The sequence below is a fragment of the Sphingopyxis sp. genome, assembly GCF_965227415.1.
In the GTDB taxonomy this organism is placed as follows: Bacteria; Pseudomonadota; Alphaproteobacteria; order Sphingomonadales; family Sphingomonadaceae; genus Sphingopyxis.
Genome location: NZ_OZ245749.1, coordinates 1,741,532 through 1,759,187, shown reverse-complemented (window position 1 = coordinate 1,759,187; position 17,656 = coordinate 1,741,532). Strand labels below are relative to the sequence as shown.

Annotated in this window: 17 protein-coding genes; 14 read left to right on the top strand and 3 right to left on the bottom strand. The window is 64.8% G+C overall.

What is annotated here, in order from left to right:
* Nucleotides 1-741: a methyltransferase family protein gene (locus ACO055_RS08540; protein WP_422062160.1), complete on the bottom strand. Its 741-nt coding sequence runs from the start codon at nucleotides 739-741 to the stop codon at nucleotides 1-3.
* An 83-nt stretch (nucleotides 742-824) separates the two neighbouring features.
* Nucleotides 825-2,354 (bottom strand): lipopolysaccharide biosynthesis protein, encoded by a 1,530-nt coding sequence (locus ACO055_RS08535; protein ID WP_422062159.1) that lies wholly within the window; start codon nucleotides 2,352-2,354, stop codon nucleotides 825-827.
* Between the two features lie 125 nt (nucleotides 2,355-2,479).
* Here ACO055_RS08535 and ACO055_RS08530 point away from each other — a divergent pair, with 125 nt between their 5' ends.
* From ACO055_RS08530 to zapE, 4 genes are read left to right on the top strand one after another with little or no spacing between them, the layout of a single operon-like run.
* Nucleotides 2,480-3,262 carry a succinate dehydrogenase iron-sulfur subunit gene (locus ACO055_RS08530; RefSeq protein ID WP_422062158.1) on the top strand — a complete coding sequence of 261 codons (783 nt, stop codon included), beginning with the start codon at nucleotides 2,480-2,482 and terminating at the stop codon, nucleotides 3,260-3,262.
* Complete coding sequence (locus tag ACO055_RS08525) at nucleotides 3,262-4,242, top strand: MBL fold metallo-hydrolase (protein ID WP_422062157.1); 981 nt, start codon at nucleotides 3,262-3,264, stop codon at nucleotides 4,240-4,242. The genes ACO055_RS08530 and ACO055_RS08525 overlap by 1 nt, the downstream gene beginning before the upstream one ends.
* The gene (locus ACO055_RS08520) at nucleotides 4,239-4,730 is read left to right on the top strand and encodes a PaaI family thioesterase (RefSeq protein WP_422062156.1); all 492 of its coding nucleotides are present in this window, start codon (nucleotides 4,239-4,241) and stop codon (nucleotides 4,728-4,730) included. Before ACO055_RS08525 ends, ACO055_RS08520 begins: the two co-directional genes overlap by 4 nt.
* Complete coding sequence (gene zapE, locus ACO055_RS08515; protein WP_422062155.1) at nucleotides 4,727-5,857, top strand: cell division protein ZapE; 1,131 nt, start codon at nucleotides 4,727-4,729, stop codon at nucleotides 5,855-5,857. The genes ACO055_RS08520 and zapE overlap by 4 nt, the downstream gene beginning before the upstream one ends.
* 54 nt (nucleotides 5,858-5,911) lie before the next feature.
* Here zapE and ACO055_RS08510 read toward each other — a convergent pair whose 3' ends face one another.
* Nucleotides 5,912-6,451 (bottom strand): phosphatase PAP2 family protein, encoded by a 540-nt coding sequence (locus ACO055_RS08510; RefSeq protein ID WP_422062154.1) that lies wholly within the window; start codon nucleotides 6,449-6,451, stop codon nucleotides 5,912-5,914.
* Nucleotides 6,452-6,771: 320 nt separating this feature from the next.
* Here ACO055_RS08510 and mdh point away from each other — a divergent pair, with 320 nt between their 5' ends.
* From mdh to ACO055_RS08460, 10 genes are all read left to right on the top strand, one after another.
* Nucleotides 6,772-7,734 carry a malate dehydrogenase gene (mdh, locus tag ACO055_RS08505; protein WP_422062153.1) on the top strand — a complete coding sequence of 321 codons (963 nt, stop codon included), beginning with the start codon at nucleotides 6,772-6,774 and terminating at the stop codon, nucleotides 7,732-7,734.
* A gap of 122 nt (nucleotides 7,735-7,856) precedes the next feature.
* Nucleotides 7,857-8,747 carry a succinate--CoA ligase subunit alpha gene (gene sucD, locus ACO055_RS08500; RefSeq protein ID WP_422062152.1) on the top strand — a complete coding sequence of 297 codons (891 nt, stop codon included), beginning with the start codon at nucleotides 7,857-7,859 and terminating at the stop codon, nucleotides 8,745-8,747.
* A 126-nt stretch (nucleotides 8,748-8,873) separates the two neighbouring features.
* A complete protein-coding gene (locus ACO055_RS08495; protein ID WP_422062151.1) occupies nucleotides 8,874-9,164 on the top strand; it encodes a GIY-YIG nuclease family protein in 291 nt (96 codons plus the stop codon).
* 155 nt (nucleotides 9,165-9,319) lie between these two features.
* Nucleotides 9,320-12,142, top strand: coding sequence for a 2-oxoglutarate dehydrogenase E1 component (locus ACO055_RS08490; protein WP_422062150.1), 2,823 nt, complete (start codon nucleotides 9,320-9,322; stop codon nucleotides 12,140-12,142).
* Between the two features lie 93 nt (nucleotides 12,143-12,235).
* Nucleotides 12,236-13,474: a 2-oxoglutarate dehydrogenase complex dihydrolipoyllysine-residue succinyltransferase gene (gene odhB, locus ACO055_RS08485; RefSeq protein ID WP_422062149.1), complete on the top strand. Its 1,239-nt coding sequence runs from the start codon at nucleotides 12,236-12,238 to the stop codon at nucleotides 13,472-13,474.
* Nucleotides 13,475-13,518: 44 nt separating this feature from the next.
* Nucleotides 13,519-13,833: a hypothetical protein gene (locus ACO055_RS08480; protein WP_422062148.1), complete on the top strand. Its 315-nt coding sequence runs from the start codon at nucleotides 13,519-13,521 to the stop codon at nucleotides 13,831-13,833.
* A 44-nt stretch (nucleotides 13,834-13,877) separates the two neighbouring features.
* Nucleotides 13,878-15,275 (top strand): dihydrolipoyl dehydrogenase, encoded by a 1,398-nt coding sequence (gene lpdA, locus ACO055_RS08475; protein WP_422062147.1) that lies wholly within the window; start codon nucleotides 13,878-13,880, stop codon nucleotides 15,273-15,275.
* A gap of 24 nt (nucleotides 15,276-15,299) precedes the next feature.
* Nucleotides 15,300-15,935 (top strand): trimeric intracellular cation channel family protein, encoded by a 636-nt coding sequence (locus ACO055_RS08470; RefSeq protein WP_422062146.1) that lies wholly within the window; start codon nucleotides 15,300-15,302, stop codon nucleotides 15,933-15,935.
* Nucleotides 15,936-16,041: 106 nt separating this feature from the next.
* The gene (locus tag ACO055_RS08465; protein WP_422062145.1) at nucleotides 16,042-16,272 is read left to right on the top strand and encodes a hypothetical protein; all 231 of its coding nucleotides are present in this window, start codon (nucleotides 16,042-16,044) and stop codon (nucleotides 16,270-16,272) included.
* A gap of 33 nt (nucleotides 16,273-16,305) precedes the next feature.
* Complete coding sequence (locus tag ACO055_RS08460) at nucleotides 16,306-17,640, top strand: oxygenase MpaB family protein (protein ID WP_422062144.1); 1,335 nt, start codon at nucleotides 16,306-16,308, stop codon at nucleotides 17,638-17,640.
* The last annotated feature ends 16 nt before the right edge of the window (nucleotides 17,641-17,656 follow it).

Below are 17,656 nucleotides of genomic sequence, written 5' to 3'. Positions count from 1 at the left end.
TCAGCTCAATTCCTTGAAGAAGCCGATCATCTTCAGCCCGCCGAGGATGAAGCGGACGACGACAAGCGCGCCAAAGGCATAGACCCAGTTCCACTGCGCCGCGGTGAGCGCGTCGAAGTTGAAATCGAGCCGCGCGAACCAGGTCAGGAAGACGGTGGTGGCGAGCAGGAACAGCTTGTTCTGCTCGCGCCAGATCATGCGCTTCCACCAGAAGGGATATTTGGGCTTCACCCAGCCGTGGAGGCGCGGGAGCAGCGCGGGGACGTCCTTCGCCCATTCGGCATGCGCGGCGCCGAATTTCTCGCGGAGAAACTCTTCCTCATAGATCGAGATACGCTCGTAGATGAGGACGCCCAGCAGGAACACGATCGCGCCGAACACCCAGCTGCCCGACAGCATCGCGAGGCCGGTGAAGTTCAGGATGCGTCCGACATATAGCGGGTTGCGTACCAGACTGTACGGGCCGGTGGTGTTGAGTTCGCTCGCTTCGGCGGCAACCTTGGCGCGGCCCGAGGTGCCCAGCGCGGCCCAACCGCTGGTAAAGACGCGCACGATCGCGCCTGCGCTGGCGACGCCGAGCGACAGCCAGAACCACGCACAATCGCCGAGAGCCGTGTTGAACGGACCCCAATCCTTGCTGCACCACGCGATCAGTACCGAGATGGCGATGGTGATGTAGATATAGGTGCCGCGAATGAAGAAGAGCCGCTTGCCGCTGCGGGCGAGTTCTTGCTGATACATGATGTTCCGCCTGTTGGCCGCAGGAGCGGCGAATTAAGTGGCGATGTCTCTAACCGATTTTGCGGCCAAATTAAGACCTAAGTTTAAACGAGCCGCAGCTTGCGCCCCGTCTTGCCGAGCGACGCGCGGTCGGCTTCGGGCAGCGCAAAGCGCAACGACGACCAGATCGCGCCGACGGCGATGACGATGATCAACGGCAGCGCTACCGGATCGGGGAGGCGGCTGACGAGCAGCGCAAGCGCCCCGGCGGCCAGCGTGATCATCAGCCCGCGCAGCGCGACGAGCGGAAATTGGTGGTCGAAGGGGTGGAGCTTCTCGCTCATCGCCAATTGCGCCATCGGGATGCCTGCCATCACGACGAGCCCGATCGACATCGCAAGCGTCACACCCGTCAGTTCGTCCATTCGGCCGACGATCAGCCAGCCTGCGCCCACCGCGACGATCACGCCGAAGATCGCGGCGGTCAGCTGATGCCGGAAGGCTGCGACGACCTGCAGCACTGGCATCGAAATGCCGAGCACGGCCTCGAGCGCGCGCGCGAAGAGGAGGATGATCACCGCGCCTTGCGCGATATGCGCCTGCGCGCCGAACAGGCTGAGCAGCGACGCGCTACCCGCCGCGAGTACCGCCGCCAGGGGCAGCGCGATCGCCGAGATCAGCCGTGTCGCATAGGCATAGATGTCGGCAACCTGCGCGCGGTCCTCGCGCTCCGCGCTCGCGGCGAGCGGCGCCATCACGTAGACGAACGCGATGCGAACGAGCTGGACGACGCTCGACAGCTTGCGCGCGATCGTGAAGAGCGCCGATGCGCTGGCCCCTGCCGCGCCGGGGAGCAGCAGGTTGAGGATCAGCGCGGGCGCATCGCCGAACAGCCGCGCAATGACGTTCGACGGCAGGATCGACAGCCCGGCCCAGAATGTGTCGCGCTCGATCGCGCTCCCACGCCCGCCGCGCCACAGCAGCGTGAAATCATAATAGCGGGTGAGCAGGCGAACGCAGAGCGCGGCGGTAATCGCGAGCGAACAGAGGTGGGCGATGAACAGTCCCTTGAGGCCGAGCCCGCCCGCGAAAAAGGCCCCGGCAAACACCAGTCGCATGATCTGTTCCCAGACGATCCGCAGTCGGATTTCAGCGCCGAACACCATCCGCGCGCGCATCGCCGAGGTCGCGACCTCGACGAAAGCCCACAAAGGCAGCGCCCAGACGAAAATCTGGATTGCCGGGACGACGAGCGGCCGGTCCCGGTCGGCGACATTGAGGAAAGGTGCGAGATCGGCCGCGAAGAAAGCGATCAGCGCCGCAACGATCAGGCATGGGCCGACTCCGAACAGCATCGCGGTGCGCAGCGCGGCCGCGGCCTCGGCGTCGCTCGCCGACTGCGGGACGGTGCGCTGCATCGCGCTCGTCATGCCGAGGTCGAAGATATTCTCGATCAGGTTGATCGTCGCCCAGAGCACCGCATAGAGGCCATAGCCGGCGAGCCCGAACATCAGCACATAGAGCGGCTGTGCGACGATCTCGACCACCGCGCCGAGGCGCGCGAGGACGGTCGTGCCCAGCCCTTTCGCGACGCTGCGGCTGGTAACGGCGGGTTGGGCGGCGTCCTCGGTCATTCCTCGCGCCCCTAGCGGGTCCGCCGCGCGCCCGCCAGCGGCTTTCGCATTTGCAACATCACCCCCTTGTCGAGACTTTCAATCGGGTCTAGGCCGACCGCGACTGCATCAGGGGAGCCAGACACATGGCCGAATTTCGCCTGCCCAAGAACAGCCGCCCGAAAAAGGGGGGCACGGTCCACAAGGCCGAGGGCGCGAGCAACGTCAAGACGTTCAAGGTCTATCGCTACGACCCCGACAAGGCTGAGAACCCCCATTACGACACGTTCGAGATCGATCTCGAAACATGCGGCCCGATGGTGCTCGACGCGCTGATCAAGATGAAGAGCGAGCAGGACAGCACGCTGACCTTCCGCCGGTCGTGCCGCGAAGGCATCTGCGGCAGCTGTTCGATGAACATGAACGGCAAGAACGGCCTGGCCTGTACGACGGCGATCGAGGATCTGAAGGGCGACATCCAGATCACGCCGCTGCCGCACATGGAAGTCATCAAGGACCTCGTCCCCGACTTCACCCATTTCTATGCGCAATATGCGTCGATCGAGCCGTGGCTGAAGACCAAGACGACGACGCCGAGCGGTAAGGAGCGCCTTCAGTCGCCGGCCGAGCGCGAGAAGCTCGACGGCCTCTACGAGTGCATCCTCTGTGCCTGCTGCTCGACGAGCTGCCCCAGCTATTGGTGGAACAGCGACAAGTTCCTGGGGCCGGCGATCCTGCTCCAGGCGTATCGCTGGCTGGCCGACAGCCGCGATGAGATGACCGGCGAGCGGCTCGACGAGCTGGAAGATCCCTTCCGCCTCTATCGCTGCCACACGATCATGAACTGCGCCAATGCCTGCCCCAAGGGGCTTAACCCCGCGCGCGCGATTGCCGAAATCAAGAAGATGACGGCCGAGCGCCAGGCCTGATGCCGCGCGGGCTGCCGGCGCTGGTTGCGCTGGCGCTCGCCGGCTGTGCCGCCAGTCCGTCCGTCGAAACCGTTCCAGCGCCGCGCACCTATGCGCATGGTATCGGCGGCGCGACCTTCCTGATCGGCGGCGGTTTCGAACCCGGCCGCTCGCCCGATGGCAACAGCCTGATTCTTTACGGGCCCGAGGGTTCGATCCTTGTCGACAGCGGTCGACACGCCGCGCATCTCACGGCCATCGAGCAGGGTCTGAGCTCGCTTGGCTTTCCCCTCGTCGCGATCGTCAACACGCACTGGCATCTCGACCATGTCAGCGGCAATCCGGCGCTCAAGGCGGCGCATCCCGGCGTCAAAGTCTATGGCACCTCGGCCATCGATGGCGCGCTGACGGGTTTTCTTGCGAAAAGCGCCGAGTTCGCCCGCAAAGCGCTTGCCGATGGTGCCATTCCTGCGAGCGCGGTCCCCGACGTCGAAGGCGACGTCGCGACGATTGCGCGTGGCGCCGAGCTTCGTCCCGATATGATCGTCGATGAATCGCGCGACATGGCGATCGCGGGCCGCCCGCTGTCGCTGCGCGTCGCGCACCATGCGGCGACCGAGCGCGACCTGTGGATTTACGACGCCGCGGAGAAGCGCGCGATCGTCGGCGATCTGGTAACGCTCCCCGTTCCTTTCCTCGACACGGCGTGCCCCGAAGGCTGGTTGAAGGCGCTGGACGGGGTCGCCGCATCGGGCGCCGAGCAGGTCGTTCCCGGCCATGGTCCGATCATGGCGATCGCCGATTTCAACCGCTGGCGCTCTGCCTTTCGTGATTTTATTGCTTGCGCGCGGGGAGCGGGCGCGCTTGAGGGCTGTTCGGCGGGCTGGCTCGCAGCGGCTGCGCGGTGGATCGGCAGCGACACTGCGCGGGCCAAAGCGATGGCCGATTATTATGGCGACCTTGTTCGCTCAAAGGCACTGGACGGATATTGCACGGCATGAACGACGGAATCGAGGAGCCGAAGCGGCGCGAGAATTTCAGTGCGGAGGAGCTGGCCGACGGCTGGGTCAGCTGGAACCTCAAGGACCCGAGCCGTTTCAATGCCTTCATCGAGCCGCTGTCGGTTCGTGTCGAGCGCCCGACCGAGGACGGGCGTCAGCGCGCGCGCGTGCGGATGACGCCCGAGCGCCAGCACAGCAACCTTGGTGACAATGTCCACGGCGCAGTGACGCTCGCGCTCGTCGATATCGCGCTCTTTGCCGCCTCGCACCAGTTCGGCTCGCTCGACGCAGGCCATTCGGTGACGCTCGACCTATCGACGCAGTTCGTTGGTGCCGGTCGCCTTGGCGAACCGCTGGACGCGATCGTCGAGCTGGTCCGCGAAACGGGTCGGCTGATCTTTCTGCGCGGCATGGTCGTGCAGGGCGACGGCGATAGCCATATCGTGCTGACCTTTGCCGGAACGATCCGTAAGGCCAGCAAGAAATGACACGCGTCCTCGCCGCCTATGACGCTCTTGTTGCGGCGGGCGAGCTCAAACCCGATGTCGAGCAGCGCCGGGCGGCCGAGCGGCTGAACCTGCTGCAAACCGAACTCGAAGCCGCCCCGCCGCGCGGCAGCCTGCTCTGGCGGATCGCGGGCCGCAAGCCCGAGGCGCCGCGCGGCGTCTATCTTTGGGGCGCGGTCGGGAGGGGGAAGTCTATGTTGATGGATCTTTTCTACGATCATCTCCACATTCAGCGGAAGCGGCGGGTCCATTTTCACGCCTTCATGCTCGACGTCCATGCGCAGATGCGCGAGGTCCGCAAGACCGAGAGCGGCGACCCGATCCCGCAGGTCGCAGCCGCGCTCGCCGAAAATGTCCGCTGCCTCGCCTTCGACGAGATGGTGGTGAACAACAGCGCCGACGCGATGATCCTGTCACGGCTGTTCACGGCGCTGATCGACAAGAGCGTCACCGTCGTCGCGACGTCGAACCGCCCGCCGACCGATCTGTACAAGGACGGGCTCAATCGCGAGCATTTCCTGCCCTTCATCGGGCTGGTCGAGACGAAGCTCGACGTGATGGGACTGAACGGCCCGACCGATTATCGCCGCGATCGCCTGGGCGACGGGGCGCGCTGGTTCGTGCCCGCCGACGACGCCGCGAGCGCCGCGCTGTCGGCGGCCTTTTTCCGCCTGACCGACTATCCGCCCGAGGACCGCGCGCATGTCCCGACGCTCGATCTCGACCTGGGCGGGGGGCGGACGTTGCATGTGCCCAAGGCGCTGAAGGGCGTCGCGGTCTTCTCGTTCAAGCGGCTGTGCGCCGAAGCACGGGGGGCGTCGGACTATCTGGCGGTGGCGCGTCATTTCCACACCGTCATCATCGTCGGCATCCCGCGGATGGGTCCCGAGAACCGCAACGAGGCGGCGCGCTTCGTGACGCTGGTCGACGCGCTCTATGAGTATAAGGTCAAGCTGCTCGCCAGCGCCGCGGCGATCCCCGACGACCTGTATGTCGCGGGCGACGGAGCGTTCGAGTTCGAGCGGACCGCGAGCCGCCTGTCCGAAATGCAGTCGGACGATTATCTCGCGCTGGGGCATGGCCAGGACGACGCGTCGGGCAACAGCTGATCGCGCGGGTCGGACGCGGGTCGGTCAGAAGCGGGCCAGTCAGAAGCGGGCCAGTCAGAAGTGGAACGTCACATCGACTCCGGCGCTCTTGGTGTCGCCCCATGGGAAGATATGGACGCGGTCGTCGGCCCTGGTCGTGACCAGATGCCCCGTCGCGGTGCCGATCGCGGCGCCGACGAGCACATCGCCGACGCGGTGCTTCTTTGCCTCGACGCGGCTGAGCCCGACAAAGGATGCGACGACATAGGCGGGCAACCCGGCCTCCCACCCATAGCGGTTGTGGAGCGTCGCCGCGGCGGCAAAGCTGGTCGACGTGTGGCCCGAGGGAAAGCTCTTGTTATCGCTGCCGTCGGGGCGGCGCGAGGGAAAGGCCTCTTTCAACCCCTGCGTGATGATGATCGTACCGCCGATGCTGCCCCCCGCTTCGAGCACGCCCTCCCAGTCGCCCTGCACGGCGGGAACACCGAAAGCCGCAACGACCAGCGCGTTCTTCGCGATCGTCCCGGCATCGTCCCAGCCCTTCTCGCTGGCAGCGACCGGCGTCGCCACGCCAAGCGACAAGGCCGCAACGGCAGCGCGCGTGATCCTGTCCATCGATTTGTCTCCCGAAATGCATCCCCTCATTCCCGAGCCCGCATGGCATATCGCAGCGCGCCGCCGGGGCCAAGCCACTGTGACGCGCTTGTCACAAAAGCCCGCGATACCGATCGCCGGTTTCGAGCGAAACCATCTCTAAGGCTATTGCGAACTATTTGCAAAAAAACCGGGTTTTTCGTCCTTTTCGCTGTTGTTTCGTTAAGGGAATCGGCGTAGGGCGACCCGGTCTTTGGGACCGACGCGGTGCTTTCAGCCCGTGCCCGCGCCGATCCGTGAACCACATTGCCGGGCTTGCCAGGAAGGGAGTGCCGCGCGCCATGGGACGCAAAAAGATCGCTTTGATCGGAGCCGGGAATATCGGCGGAACGCTCGCGCTGCTCGCTGCGCAAAAGGAACTCGGCGACGTCGTCCTGTTCGACGTGGTCGAAGGCGTGCCGCAGGGCAAGGCGCTCGACCTGTCGCAGGTTGGTCCGATCGCCGGCTTTGACGCCAAGATCACCGGCACGAGCGATTACAAGGATATCGCCGGCGCCGACGTCATCATCGTCACCGCCGGTGTCGCCCGCAAGCCGGGCATGAGCCGCGACGACCTGCTCGGCATCAACCTGAAAGTCATGAAGGCCGTCGGCGAAGGCATCAAGGCCAACGCCCCCGACGCCTTCGTCATCTGCATCACCAACCCGCTCGACGCGATGGTGTGGGCGCTGCGCGAATTCTCGGGCCTGCCGCACAACAAGGTCGTCGGCATGGCGGGCGTGCTCGACTCGGCGCGCTTCAGCCACTTCATCGCCGACGAATTCGCGGTGTCGGTCAAGGATGTGAACACCTTTGTCCTCGGCGGCCATGGCGACACGATGGTCCCCGTGGTCCGTTACTCGACCGTCAACGGCATTCCCGTCCCCGACCTGGTCAAGATGGGCCTGTCGAGCCAGGACAAGATCGATGCGATCGTCAAGCGCACGCGTGGCGGCGGCGGCGAGATCGTCGCGCTGCTCGGCACCGGTTCGGCCTTCTATGCACCCGCCGCGAGCGGCATTGCGATGGCCGAAGCCTATCTGGGCGACCAGAAGCGCATCCTGCCCTGCGCCGCCTATGTCGACGGCCAATACGGCCTCGACGGCCTGTATGTCGGCGTGCCCGTGCAGATCGGTGCCGGCGGCGTCGAGAAGATCGTCGAGATCGAACTCGATAGCGAAGACAAGGCGGGCCTGAAGGTCTCGGTCGATGCGGTCAAGGAACTGCTCGACGCGTGCAAGGCGTTGGACCCCAGCCTCGCGTAATTGCTGTGCCCCCGCGAAGGCGGGGGCCATCACCCACGCTCTCGAAACGGGGCTGCTGGTGAACCAAGATCTGGAGATGGGCCCCCGCCTTCGCGGGGGCGCACGGAAACGGAAGTGAGCTTATGAGCATCCTCATCGACAAGAATACCAAGGTCATCACGCAAGGGATGACCGGTGCCACCGGCACGTTCCATACCGAACAGGCGCTGGCCTATGGCACGCAGATGGTTGGCGGCGTGACGCCGGGCAAGGGCGGCACGACGCACATCGGCCTGCCGAACTTCAACACGGTCGAAGAGGCCAAGGCCGCGACCGGTGCGACCGCAAGCTGCATCTATGTGCCGCCGCCGTTCGCCGCCGATTCGATCCTCGAGGCGATCGATGCCGAGATGGAATTGATCGTCTGCATCACCGAGGGCATTCCCGTGCTCGACATGGTCAAGGTGAAGCGCGCGCTGTCGGGTTCGAAATCGCGCCTGATCGGCCCGAACTGCCCCGGCGTGCTGACCCCCGGCGAATGCAAGATCGGCATCATGCCCGGCAGCATCTTTTCGAAGGGCAGCGTCGGCGTCGTCTCGCGCTCGGGCACGCTGACCTATGAAGCGGTGTTCCAGACCACCAACGTCGGGCTGGGCCAGACGACCGCGGTCGGCATCGGCGGCGACCCCGTCAACGGCACCAACTTCATCGACGTGCTGGAACTCTTCCTTGCCGACGAGGCGACCAAGTCGATCATCATGATCGGCGAAATCGGCGGCGATGCCGAAGAGCAGGCGGCGCAGTTCCTGATCGACGAAGCCAAGCGCGGCCGCAAAAAGCCGATGGCCGGCTTCATCGCAGGCCGCACCGCGCCTCCGGGTCGCCGCATGGGCCACGCCGGCGCGATCGTGTCGGGCGGCAAGGGCGACGCCGAAAGCAAGATCGCGGCGATGGAAGCCGCCGGGATCACCGTGTCGGCCAGCCCGTCCGAACTCGGCTCGACGCTTGCCGAAGTGTTGAAAGAACGCGTCTGATTTTTGCTGGATATTCCTTTCCGTGTGTCCCCGCGAAGGCGGGGATCCATTGCGACGTTGCATGGACCCCCGCCTTCGCGGGGGAACACGGAAGGTTCGCGGGCGAACGCGGAAGGAAGGTCTGAGATGGTTCGACCCGGTTTTGTCTACATCATGGCAAGTCGGAAAAACGGAACTATCTATATTGGCGTAACGAGTCACTTGCCGCAGCGGGTTTGGCAGCATCGCGAAGGCGTGATCGAGGGTTTTACGAAGGAATATGGATGCAAATTGCTGGTCTGGTACGAAGCATTCGAGAGCGTCCACGACGCCAGGCAGTTTGAAGCACGAATGAAGAAATGGAACAGGGCGTGGAAGATCAGTCGCATCGAGGAGCGTAATCCCGATTGGTCCGATCTGTTTGAGACTTTGGTTTAATCATGTTTCCCCGCGCAGGCGGGGATCCACTGCACCCTAGCATGGACCCCCGCCTGCGCGGGGGAACACGAGATGTAATTGGCCCCTGCCTTCGCAGGGGCACAAGCTTTTGGACATGGCGCCTGCCTCCGCAGGGTCACGGATAGGTTAGAGAAATGAACCTCGAACGACAAAGCTTCGACGTCGATGAAGTCCAGGCCGGCCCCAGCTGGGCGCCGAAGAACTGGCCTGTCATCGACAGCGACGACCTGACCGCCGCGCTTGATCCGCAGCAGATGCAGGTTGCGGTCAAGGCGGCCGCGGCGAAAGCCGGTGCGCCGCTGTCGAACGTCGAAGTCGAACGCGCGGCGAATGATTCGATCCGCGCGATGATGCTGATCCGCACCTATCGCGTGCGCGGCCATCTGGCGGCGAACCTGGACCCGCTGGGGCTCAGCACGCGCGAACTGCCTGCCGACCTGACGCCCGAATATCATGGCTTCGTCGGCGCCGATCAGGACCGCCCGGTCTGGATCGGTGGCGCGCTCGGCCTTGAAAAAGCGACGGTTCGCGAAATCGTGGCGATCCTGCGCGCCAATTATTGCGGCAACGTCGGCCTGGAATATATGCACATCTCCGACATCGAGGAGCGCGCATTTCTTCAGGAGCGGATGGAAGGCGCCGACAAGATCATCGAATTTTCGGTCGAGGGCAAACGCGCCATCCTGAACAAGGTGATCCACGCCGAGGAATGGGAGAAATTCCTCGCGCGCAAATATGTCGGGACAAAGCGCTTCGGCCTCGACGGCGGCGAAAGCATGATCCCCGCGATGGAAGCCATCATCAAATATGGCGGCCAATATGGCGTGAAGGAAATCGTGTACGGCATGGCGCACCGCGGGCGGCTCAACATGCTCGCGAACGTGATGGCCAAGCCGTACAAGGTGATCTTCCACGAATTTTCGGGCGGCAGCGCGAACCCCGACGATGTCGGCGGATCGGGCGACGTCAAATATCACCTCGGCACCTCGACCGACCGCGAGTTCGGCGGGGCGTCGGTGCATATGTCGCTCGTCCCCAATCCCTCGCACCTCGAAGCGGCCGATCCGGTCGTGCTCGGCAAGGTGCGCGCGCAGCAGGTGGTGCGCGACGACCTCGACAAGCATGAGCAGGTCCTGCCCGTGCTGATCCACGGCGACGCAGCGTTCGCGGGGCAGGGGATCGTGTGGGAGTGCCTCGGCTTTTCGGGCATCCGCGGGTACAACACCGGCGGCTGCATCCACTTCATCGTCAACAACCAGATCGGCTTTACGACCAGCCCGCAATATGCGCGCTCGTCGCCCTATCCGTCGGATGTCGCAAAGGGCGTGATGGCGCCGATCCTGCACGTCAATGGCGACGATCCCGAAGCGGTGACCTTTGCGTGCAAGCTCGCGATCGATTTCCGCCAGAAGTTCAAGCGCGACGTCGTGATCGACATGTGGTGCTATCGCCGCTTCGGCCACAATGAAGGCGACGAGCCTTCGTTCACCCAGCCGCTGATGTACGCGGTCATTCGCCAGCATCCCCCGGTGTCGCAGCTGTGCGCCGCGAAGCTGGAAGCCGAGGGCGTCATCGACGCCGGCTGGGCCGACGCGCGCCGCGCCGAGTTCGTCGCGCAGCTCGAAGGCGATTTCGAGGCCGCGAAAACCTATAAGCCCAACAAGGCGGACTGGTTCGCCGGTCGCTGGTCCGGGCTGCACGCGCCTGCCGATGCCGAGAATGCCCGTCGCAACATCGCGACCGGCGTGTCGGACAAATTGTTCGACTCGATCGGCCGGATCATGACGACGATCCCCGGCGACCTGGAAGTCCACAAGACGCTGCGCCGCGTGATCGACGCCCGCGCGGCGATGTTCGCCGACAAGAGCGACACCGAAGTGTTCGACTGGGCGACCGCCGAGTCGCTCGCTTTTGGCACCTTGCTGAGCGAAGGCTATCAGGTTCGCCTGTCGGGCCAGGATTCGGGTCGCGGGACGTTCAGCCAGCGCCACGCCGTCTGGGTCGACCAGATCGACGAGCATAAATATGTTCCGCTGACCACGGTGCCGCACGGGCGGTTCGAGGTGCTCGACAGCCCGCTCTCCGAATATGGCGTGCTCGGCTTTGAATATGGATATGCGATGGCCGATCCGAAGAGCCTGGTGCTCTGGGAAGCGCAGTTCGGCGACTTCGCCAACGGCGCGCAGATCATGATCGACCAGTTCATCGCCGCGGGCGAGGCCAAGTGGCTACGCGCCAACGGTCTCGTGCTGCTGTTGCCGCACGGGTATGAAGGGCAGGGTCCCGAACATAGCTCGGCGCGCCTCGAACGCTTCCTCCAGCTGTGCGCGGGCGACAATATCCAGGTGTGCAATATTTCGACCCCGTCGAACTATTTCCACGTCCTGCGCCGCCAGATGCTGCGCTCGTTCCGCAAGCCGCTGATCATCATGACGCCGAAATCGCTGCTCCGCCACAAGCTGGCGGTGTCGCAGCGTTCGGACTTCATCGGCGACGCGCATTTCCGCCGCATCATGTCGGACCGGACCGCGCCCGCCGACGCCGACGTCAAGCGCGTCGTCCTGTGTTCGGGCAAGGTCGGGTACGACCTGATGGAAGCGCGCGATGCCGCCGGGCAGACCGATACGACGGTGATCCGCATCGAGCAGATCTATCCCTTCCCCGGCGAGCCGCTTGCGATCCGCCTGAAGCGGATGAAGAATCTGGAAGAGGTGGTCTGGGCGCAGGAAGAGCCGCGCAACAACGGCAGCTGGTTCTTCGTCGAACCCTTTATCGAGGACGCGCTGAACGAATCCGGTCACAAGGGCATGCGCCCGCGTTATGCCGGACGCGCTGCTGCCGCTTCGCCCGCGACCGGCCTGATGAGCCGCCATCAGACCGAACAGTCGGCGCTCGTCGCCGACGCCCTCGGCCTTTCGGTTCGCGCCGAAATCCGCCGCACCAAGGCGAAGGCATAAGATACAGAGGGTTCCTCCGCGAAGGCGGGGGCGCTCTTCGAATGTCAGATGATGGACCCCCGCCTTCGCGGGGGAACAAAGAGAGAAGAAGCGATGAGCACCGAAGTCAAAGTCCCCACGCTGGGCGAAAGCGTCACCGAAGCGACGATCGGCGAATGGCTGAAAAAGCCCGGCGAAGCGGTCGCGCTCGACGAGCCGATTGCCAGCCTCGAGACCGACAAGGTCGCGATCGAAGTGCCGTCGCCCGTCGCGGGCGTGATGGGCCAGCAGCTGGCCGGTGTCGGCGATACGGTCAATGTCGGCGCGGTGATCGCGACGGTCGAGGCCGGCGCCGCCGCCGCTGCTCCGGCCCCGGTCGCCGCTGCTGCGCCTGCTTCCGCGCCTGCCGCCAAGGCCGAGGCCGCCGCTCCGGCCGCCGCCGCGACGAGCGACGATGGCGTCACGACGCTGTCGCCTGCCGTGCGCCGCCTGGTGCTGGAGCATGGCGTCGATCCGACCAAGATCCAGGGCAGCGGCAAGGATGGCCGCCTGACCAAGGAAGATGTGCTCGCTGCCGCCAGCGCAGCGCCTGCGGCGGCGGCCGCACCGGCAGCGGCGGCTGCGGCGGCTCCCGTCGCGAGCGGCGCGCCGGGGCGTCAGGAAGAGCGCGTCAAGATGACGCGCCTCCGCCAGACGATCGCCAAGCGCCTCAAGGCGGCGCAGGATACGGCAGCGATGCTGACGACCTTCAACGACGTCGACATGACGGCGGTCATGGAAGCGCGCAGCCGCTACAAGGATCTGTTCGAAAAGAAGCATGGCGTCCGCCTGGGCTTCATGGGTTTCTTCACCAAGGCGGCGTGCCTGGCGCTGAAGGACATTCCGGCGGTCAACGGCCGCATCGACGGCGACGAGATCGTCTATAACAATTACATGGACGTCTCGGTCGCGGTCAGCGGCCCCAGCGGCCTGGTCGTGCCGGTGATCCGCAACGCCGAAAGCCTGAGCTTCGCCGACATCGAAAAGACGATCGGCGATTTCGGCAAGCGCTCCAAGGACGGCACGCTGACCATGGACGACATGACGGGCGGCACCTTCACCATTTCGAACGGCGGCGTCTTCGGTTCGCTGATGTCGACGCCGATCATCAACCCGCCGCAGTCGGCGGTGCTCGGCCTTCACCGCATCGAGGACCGCGCGGTCGTCGTGAACGGCGAGATCGTGATCCGTCCGATGATGTATCTGGCGCTGAGCTATGACCACCGGCTGGTCGACGGCCGCGAGGCGGTTACGTTCCTGAAGACGATCAAGGAAGCGATCGAGGATCCGACGCGTTTGCTGATCGATCTTTGACGCATCTTCAAGACCGGTTTCGATGGGCAGGGGAGTGTTGGGCTATGACGATCAAGACGAATGCGGCGTTCGGCCTCGCGATGATCGCGATGCTGGCAGGGTGCGGTCAGGCCAGCGACAGCATGGAGAAGGGCTTCGATGACGGGTTCAAGACCCAGTTCCTCGACAATTTCAACAAGTCCTGCCAGTCGAGCGCAGCAAGCAGCGGCGTGGCCGCGGACAAGATCGCCGAAATCTGCAAATGCACCGGCGATGCGCTGGTCGAGAAATACAAGCCCGCCGACCTGATGGGCATGAAGCCCGAAGAGGCGATGCCGCTGATGAAGGAATGCGCCGCAAAATCGGGGCTGCCCGTTTGAGCATCCGGCGATGCCGCGATGCAGCATGTTGAGGTAAAGTGATTATGGCTGACTACGACTACGACGTCCTTGTGATCGGTGCCGGCCCCGGCGGCTATGTCGCGGCGATCCGTGCGGCGCAGCTGGGCCTCAAGACCGCGTGCGCCGAAGGGCGCGAGACGCTGGGCGGCACCTGCCTCAACGTCGGCTGCATTCCGTCGAAGGCGATGCTGCACGCATCCGAATATTTCGACGCGGCAGCGAACGGATCGATGGCGAAGATGGGCATCAAGGTGACACCCGAACTCGACCTGCCGACGATGCACGGCCAGCGCATCGACGCGGTGAAGGGCCTGACCGGCGGTATCGAATTCCTGTTCAAGAAGAACAAGATCGACTGGCTGAAAGGCTATGCGCAGTTCACGTCCAACGACACTGTCGAAGTAGCGGGCAAAGCGGTGCGCGCCAAGAATATCATCATCGCCACCGGATCGTCGGTGACCCCGCTTCCGGGCGTCGCGGTCGACAATGACAAGCAGATCATCGTCGATTCGACCGGCGCGCTCGAACTGGCGAAGGTTCCCGACCATATGGTCGTGATCGGCGGCGGCGTGATCGGGCTCGAGCTGGGCAGCGTGTGGCGCCGCCTGGGCGCCAAGGTCACCTGCGTCGAGTTCCTCGACCAGATCCTGCCCGGCATGGACGGCGACGTCCGCAAGGAAGCGAACAGGATCTTCAAGAAGCAGGGCATCGAATTCAGGCTGAAGACCAAGGTCACCAAGGCCGAAGTGAAGGGCAAGAAAGCCGTCCTGACGCTCGAACCGGCAGCGGGCGGCGACGCGGAGACGCTCGAAGCCGACGTCGTGCTGGTGTCGATCGGCCGCAAGCCCAACACCGACGGCCTGGGCCTCGACAAGGCGGGGCTGACGACGAACCAGCGCGGCCAGATCGAGACCGACCATGATTTCCGCACGACGGTACCCGGCATCTGGGCGATCGGCGACGTGATCCCGGGCCCGATGCTCGCGCACAAGGCCGAGGATGAAGGCATCGCCTGTGCCGAGAATATCGCGGGCCAGACGGGCATCGTGAACCATGATGTGATCCCGTCGGTCGTCTATACCTGGCCCGAGATCGCCGGCGTCGGCCTGACCGAAGAGCAGGCGAAAGAAAAGGGCGAGGTCAAGGTCGGCAAATTCCCGATGATGGCGAACAGCCGCGCCAAGACCAATCACGAACCCGACGGCTTCGTAAAGGTCATCGCCGATGCCAAGACCGACCGCGTGCTGGGCGTGTGGTGCATCGCCAGCGTCGCCGGCACGATGATCGCGCAGGCCGCGCAGGCGATGGAGTTCGGCGCGACGTCGGAAGACATCGCCTACACCTGCCACGCGCATCCGACGCACAGCGAAGCGATCAAGGAAGCCGCGATGGCGGTGACGGGCAAGCCGATCCACGTCTGATCCGTTCGCCCAAGGAGCCAGCGGATGATGCTTGGTATCGACAATGGGCTGATCGTCCGCCTGCTCGATCTTGCCGGCATTGGGGTCTTTGCGCTGTCGGGCGCGCTGATGGCGGTGCGGTTGCGGCAAACGTTGATCACCGCCTGTTTCTTTGCGCTGGTCACCGGGGTCGGCGGTGGCAGCGTGCGCGATCTGCTGATCGGTGCGCCGGTCTTCTGGATCCAGGACGGGGCGATCGCTGCCGTCTGCATCGCGATCGCCTTCATCGTCTGGATCACGCCCGAGCGCTGGTGGCAGGGGCATCTGCTCGAATGGGCCGACGCCGTCGGGCTGGCCGCCTATGCCGTTTTCGGCACCGCCAAGGCGCTGGCGTGGGGTGTGCCGCCGGTCCCTGCGCTGTTGATGGGTGTCATCACCGGCTGTGTCGGGGGGACGATCCGCGACATACTGGCAGGCGTGCCGTCGATCATCGTGCGGCCCGAAATCTATGTCACCGCAGCCGCGCTGGCGTCGGGGCTGTTCCTCCTCCTGCTCTGGCTCGGCGCGGGGACACCGGTGGCAGCCCTGGTGGGCGCGAGCGCCGGATTTATCTTGCGCGGTGCAGCAATTCGCTGGTCATTGGCGCTTCCTGCCTATAAGGGCCCCCGCGAATCGCGGTAAACAGCGGCCTAACAAAGCCGCAACGCTCCGTTTAACATTGATCCGATAGGATCGCGGCTGACGCGCAGGGGAGCGCGTCGTGGGGACTGGCCGGACTTTGTCGACATTGCTGATCCTTTTCGGCGCCGGAGTCGAGGCGTCTGACTGCGCGAGCGCGTGCAGCGAACCGGTTACGACCGGCCGCTGGCTGATGGGCTTGTCGCTGATCATCTTCCTTTTGCCGATTCTTGCATCGCCGTCGGCGCTGCTTTTTTTTCGATGGCTTCTGACACCGTTGACAGAGCGTAAACCCCGCCCTTTGCTGCGCCGTTCGATCCTGTCGCGATTGATGGGCTGACAAGCGGGTCCATCATATGGCACTGTTTGTGCCATGAGCTCTGCGCCAACCGGTCTCACCGAAATCGCCCGCCAGGTCCGTGACCAGGCCATCGCCTTGCCCGACCTGTTCGGCCGCTTCGATTTCGACCGCGCCCCCGAACGCTGGGCGCCCGAACCCGAGGCGGTGAGCGAGCTTGGCCGCGTGCGCGGGATCGACCGCGGTGCCTATCTGGACGATGCCGATCTTGTCGCGCGCATTCGCGAATATACGATGCTCGGCGACCGGGCGGGTGATGCCTATGCCGCGTTGATGCCCGCGCTCGGGTTCCAGCGCACCGTCGCGATGCTGACCGAGGCGTGCGACAAGGGCGTCGAGACGGTCGCCGATGCGCCGCCCGAACTCGTCGCGCTGATCCGCGAGATGGAACAGCGGCCGAGCTGGGTCGACATGGATCTTGTCGAGGAAGGCGCAGCCTATGAGCGGAACGCGACCGCGAACCTGGCGCCCTTTCTGATCCGCGGCGCCTTTATCGCGACCTTCCTCAACAAATATTCGGCGCTACCGATGGCGCTGACGGGGACGCTCAGCCACACGACGGCGGCGCGGCGGGTAAAAGAGACCGCGACCTTCTTTGCCACCACCGCTCTGCCCGGTGCGCTCGATCGGTTCGGGCCGGGATTCAAGGCGGCAGCGATGGTCCGGCTGATGCACTCGATGGTGCGCGTCAACGTGTTGTCGCGGCCGGGGATGTGGGACGCCGAAACCTATGGCGTGCCGATTCCGCAGCTCGACCAGATGCCGGCGGGGCTGATACCGGTCTATTTCCTGTCACAGGACGTGTTGAAGGCAGGGCGAACGCGCTTCAACCGGATCGAGCGTGGACGCGTCGAGCTGGCGCGCTATCGCTGTTTCCTGCTCGGATTGCCGGAGGATCTGCTCGCCGACACGCCCGAAGATATCGTCCGCATCTGGCGCACGCGCAGCGCCACCTTGCGTTATGACTATGACGACCCCGTCTGCGGCGGGTTGCTCCGCGCAACGATGGAGGCCGAGCTGTCGACCGACCGCTCGCCCGCGGGCCGCATCAAGCGCCGCCTCGAACGCTCGGTCAGCCGTGTCTTCTTCGTGAAAGCTTTCCTCAACGGCGATGCCGAGCGCGCTGAAAGCGTCGGCGTGCCGATCGATCGCCGCGATCATCTGTTGTACGGCGCCACCATGCTGGCGCTTGCCGGGCGCATGACGGCGTATCGCGTCGCCTCGCGCCTGCCGGTGCTGCGCCATCTGGCCGACCGCCGCCTGGTTCGCCGGATCAACCGCCAGCTCGCGGGCTATGGCCGTGCCGAGTTCCAGTCCGACGCAGCGCATTATCGCCCGGCACCCGCTTGACCGCGCCGTCCAGCAC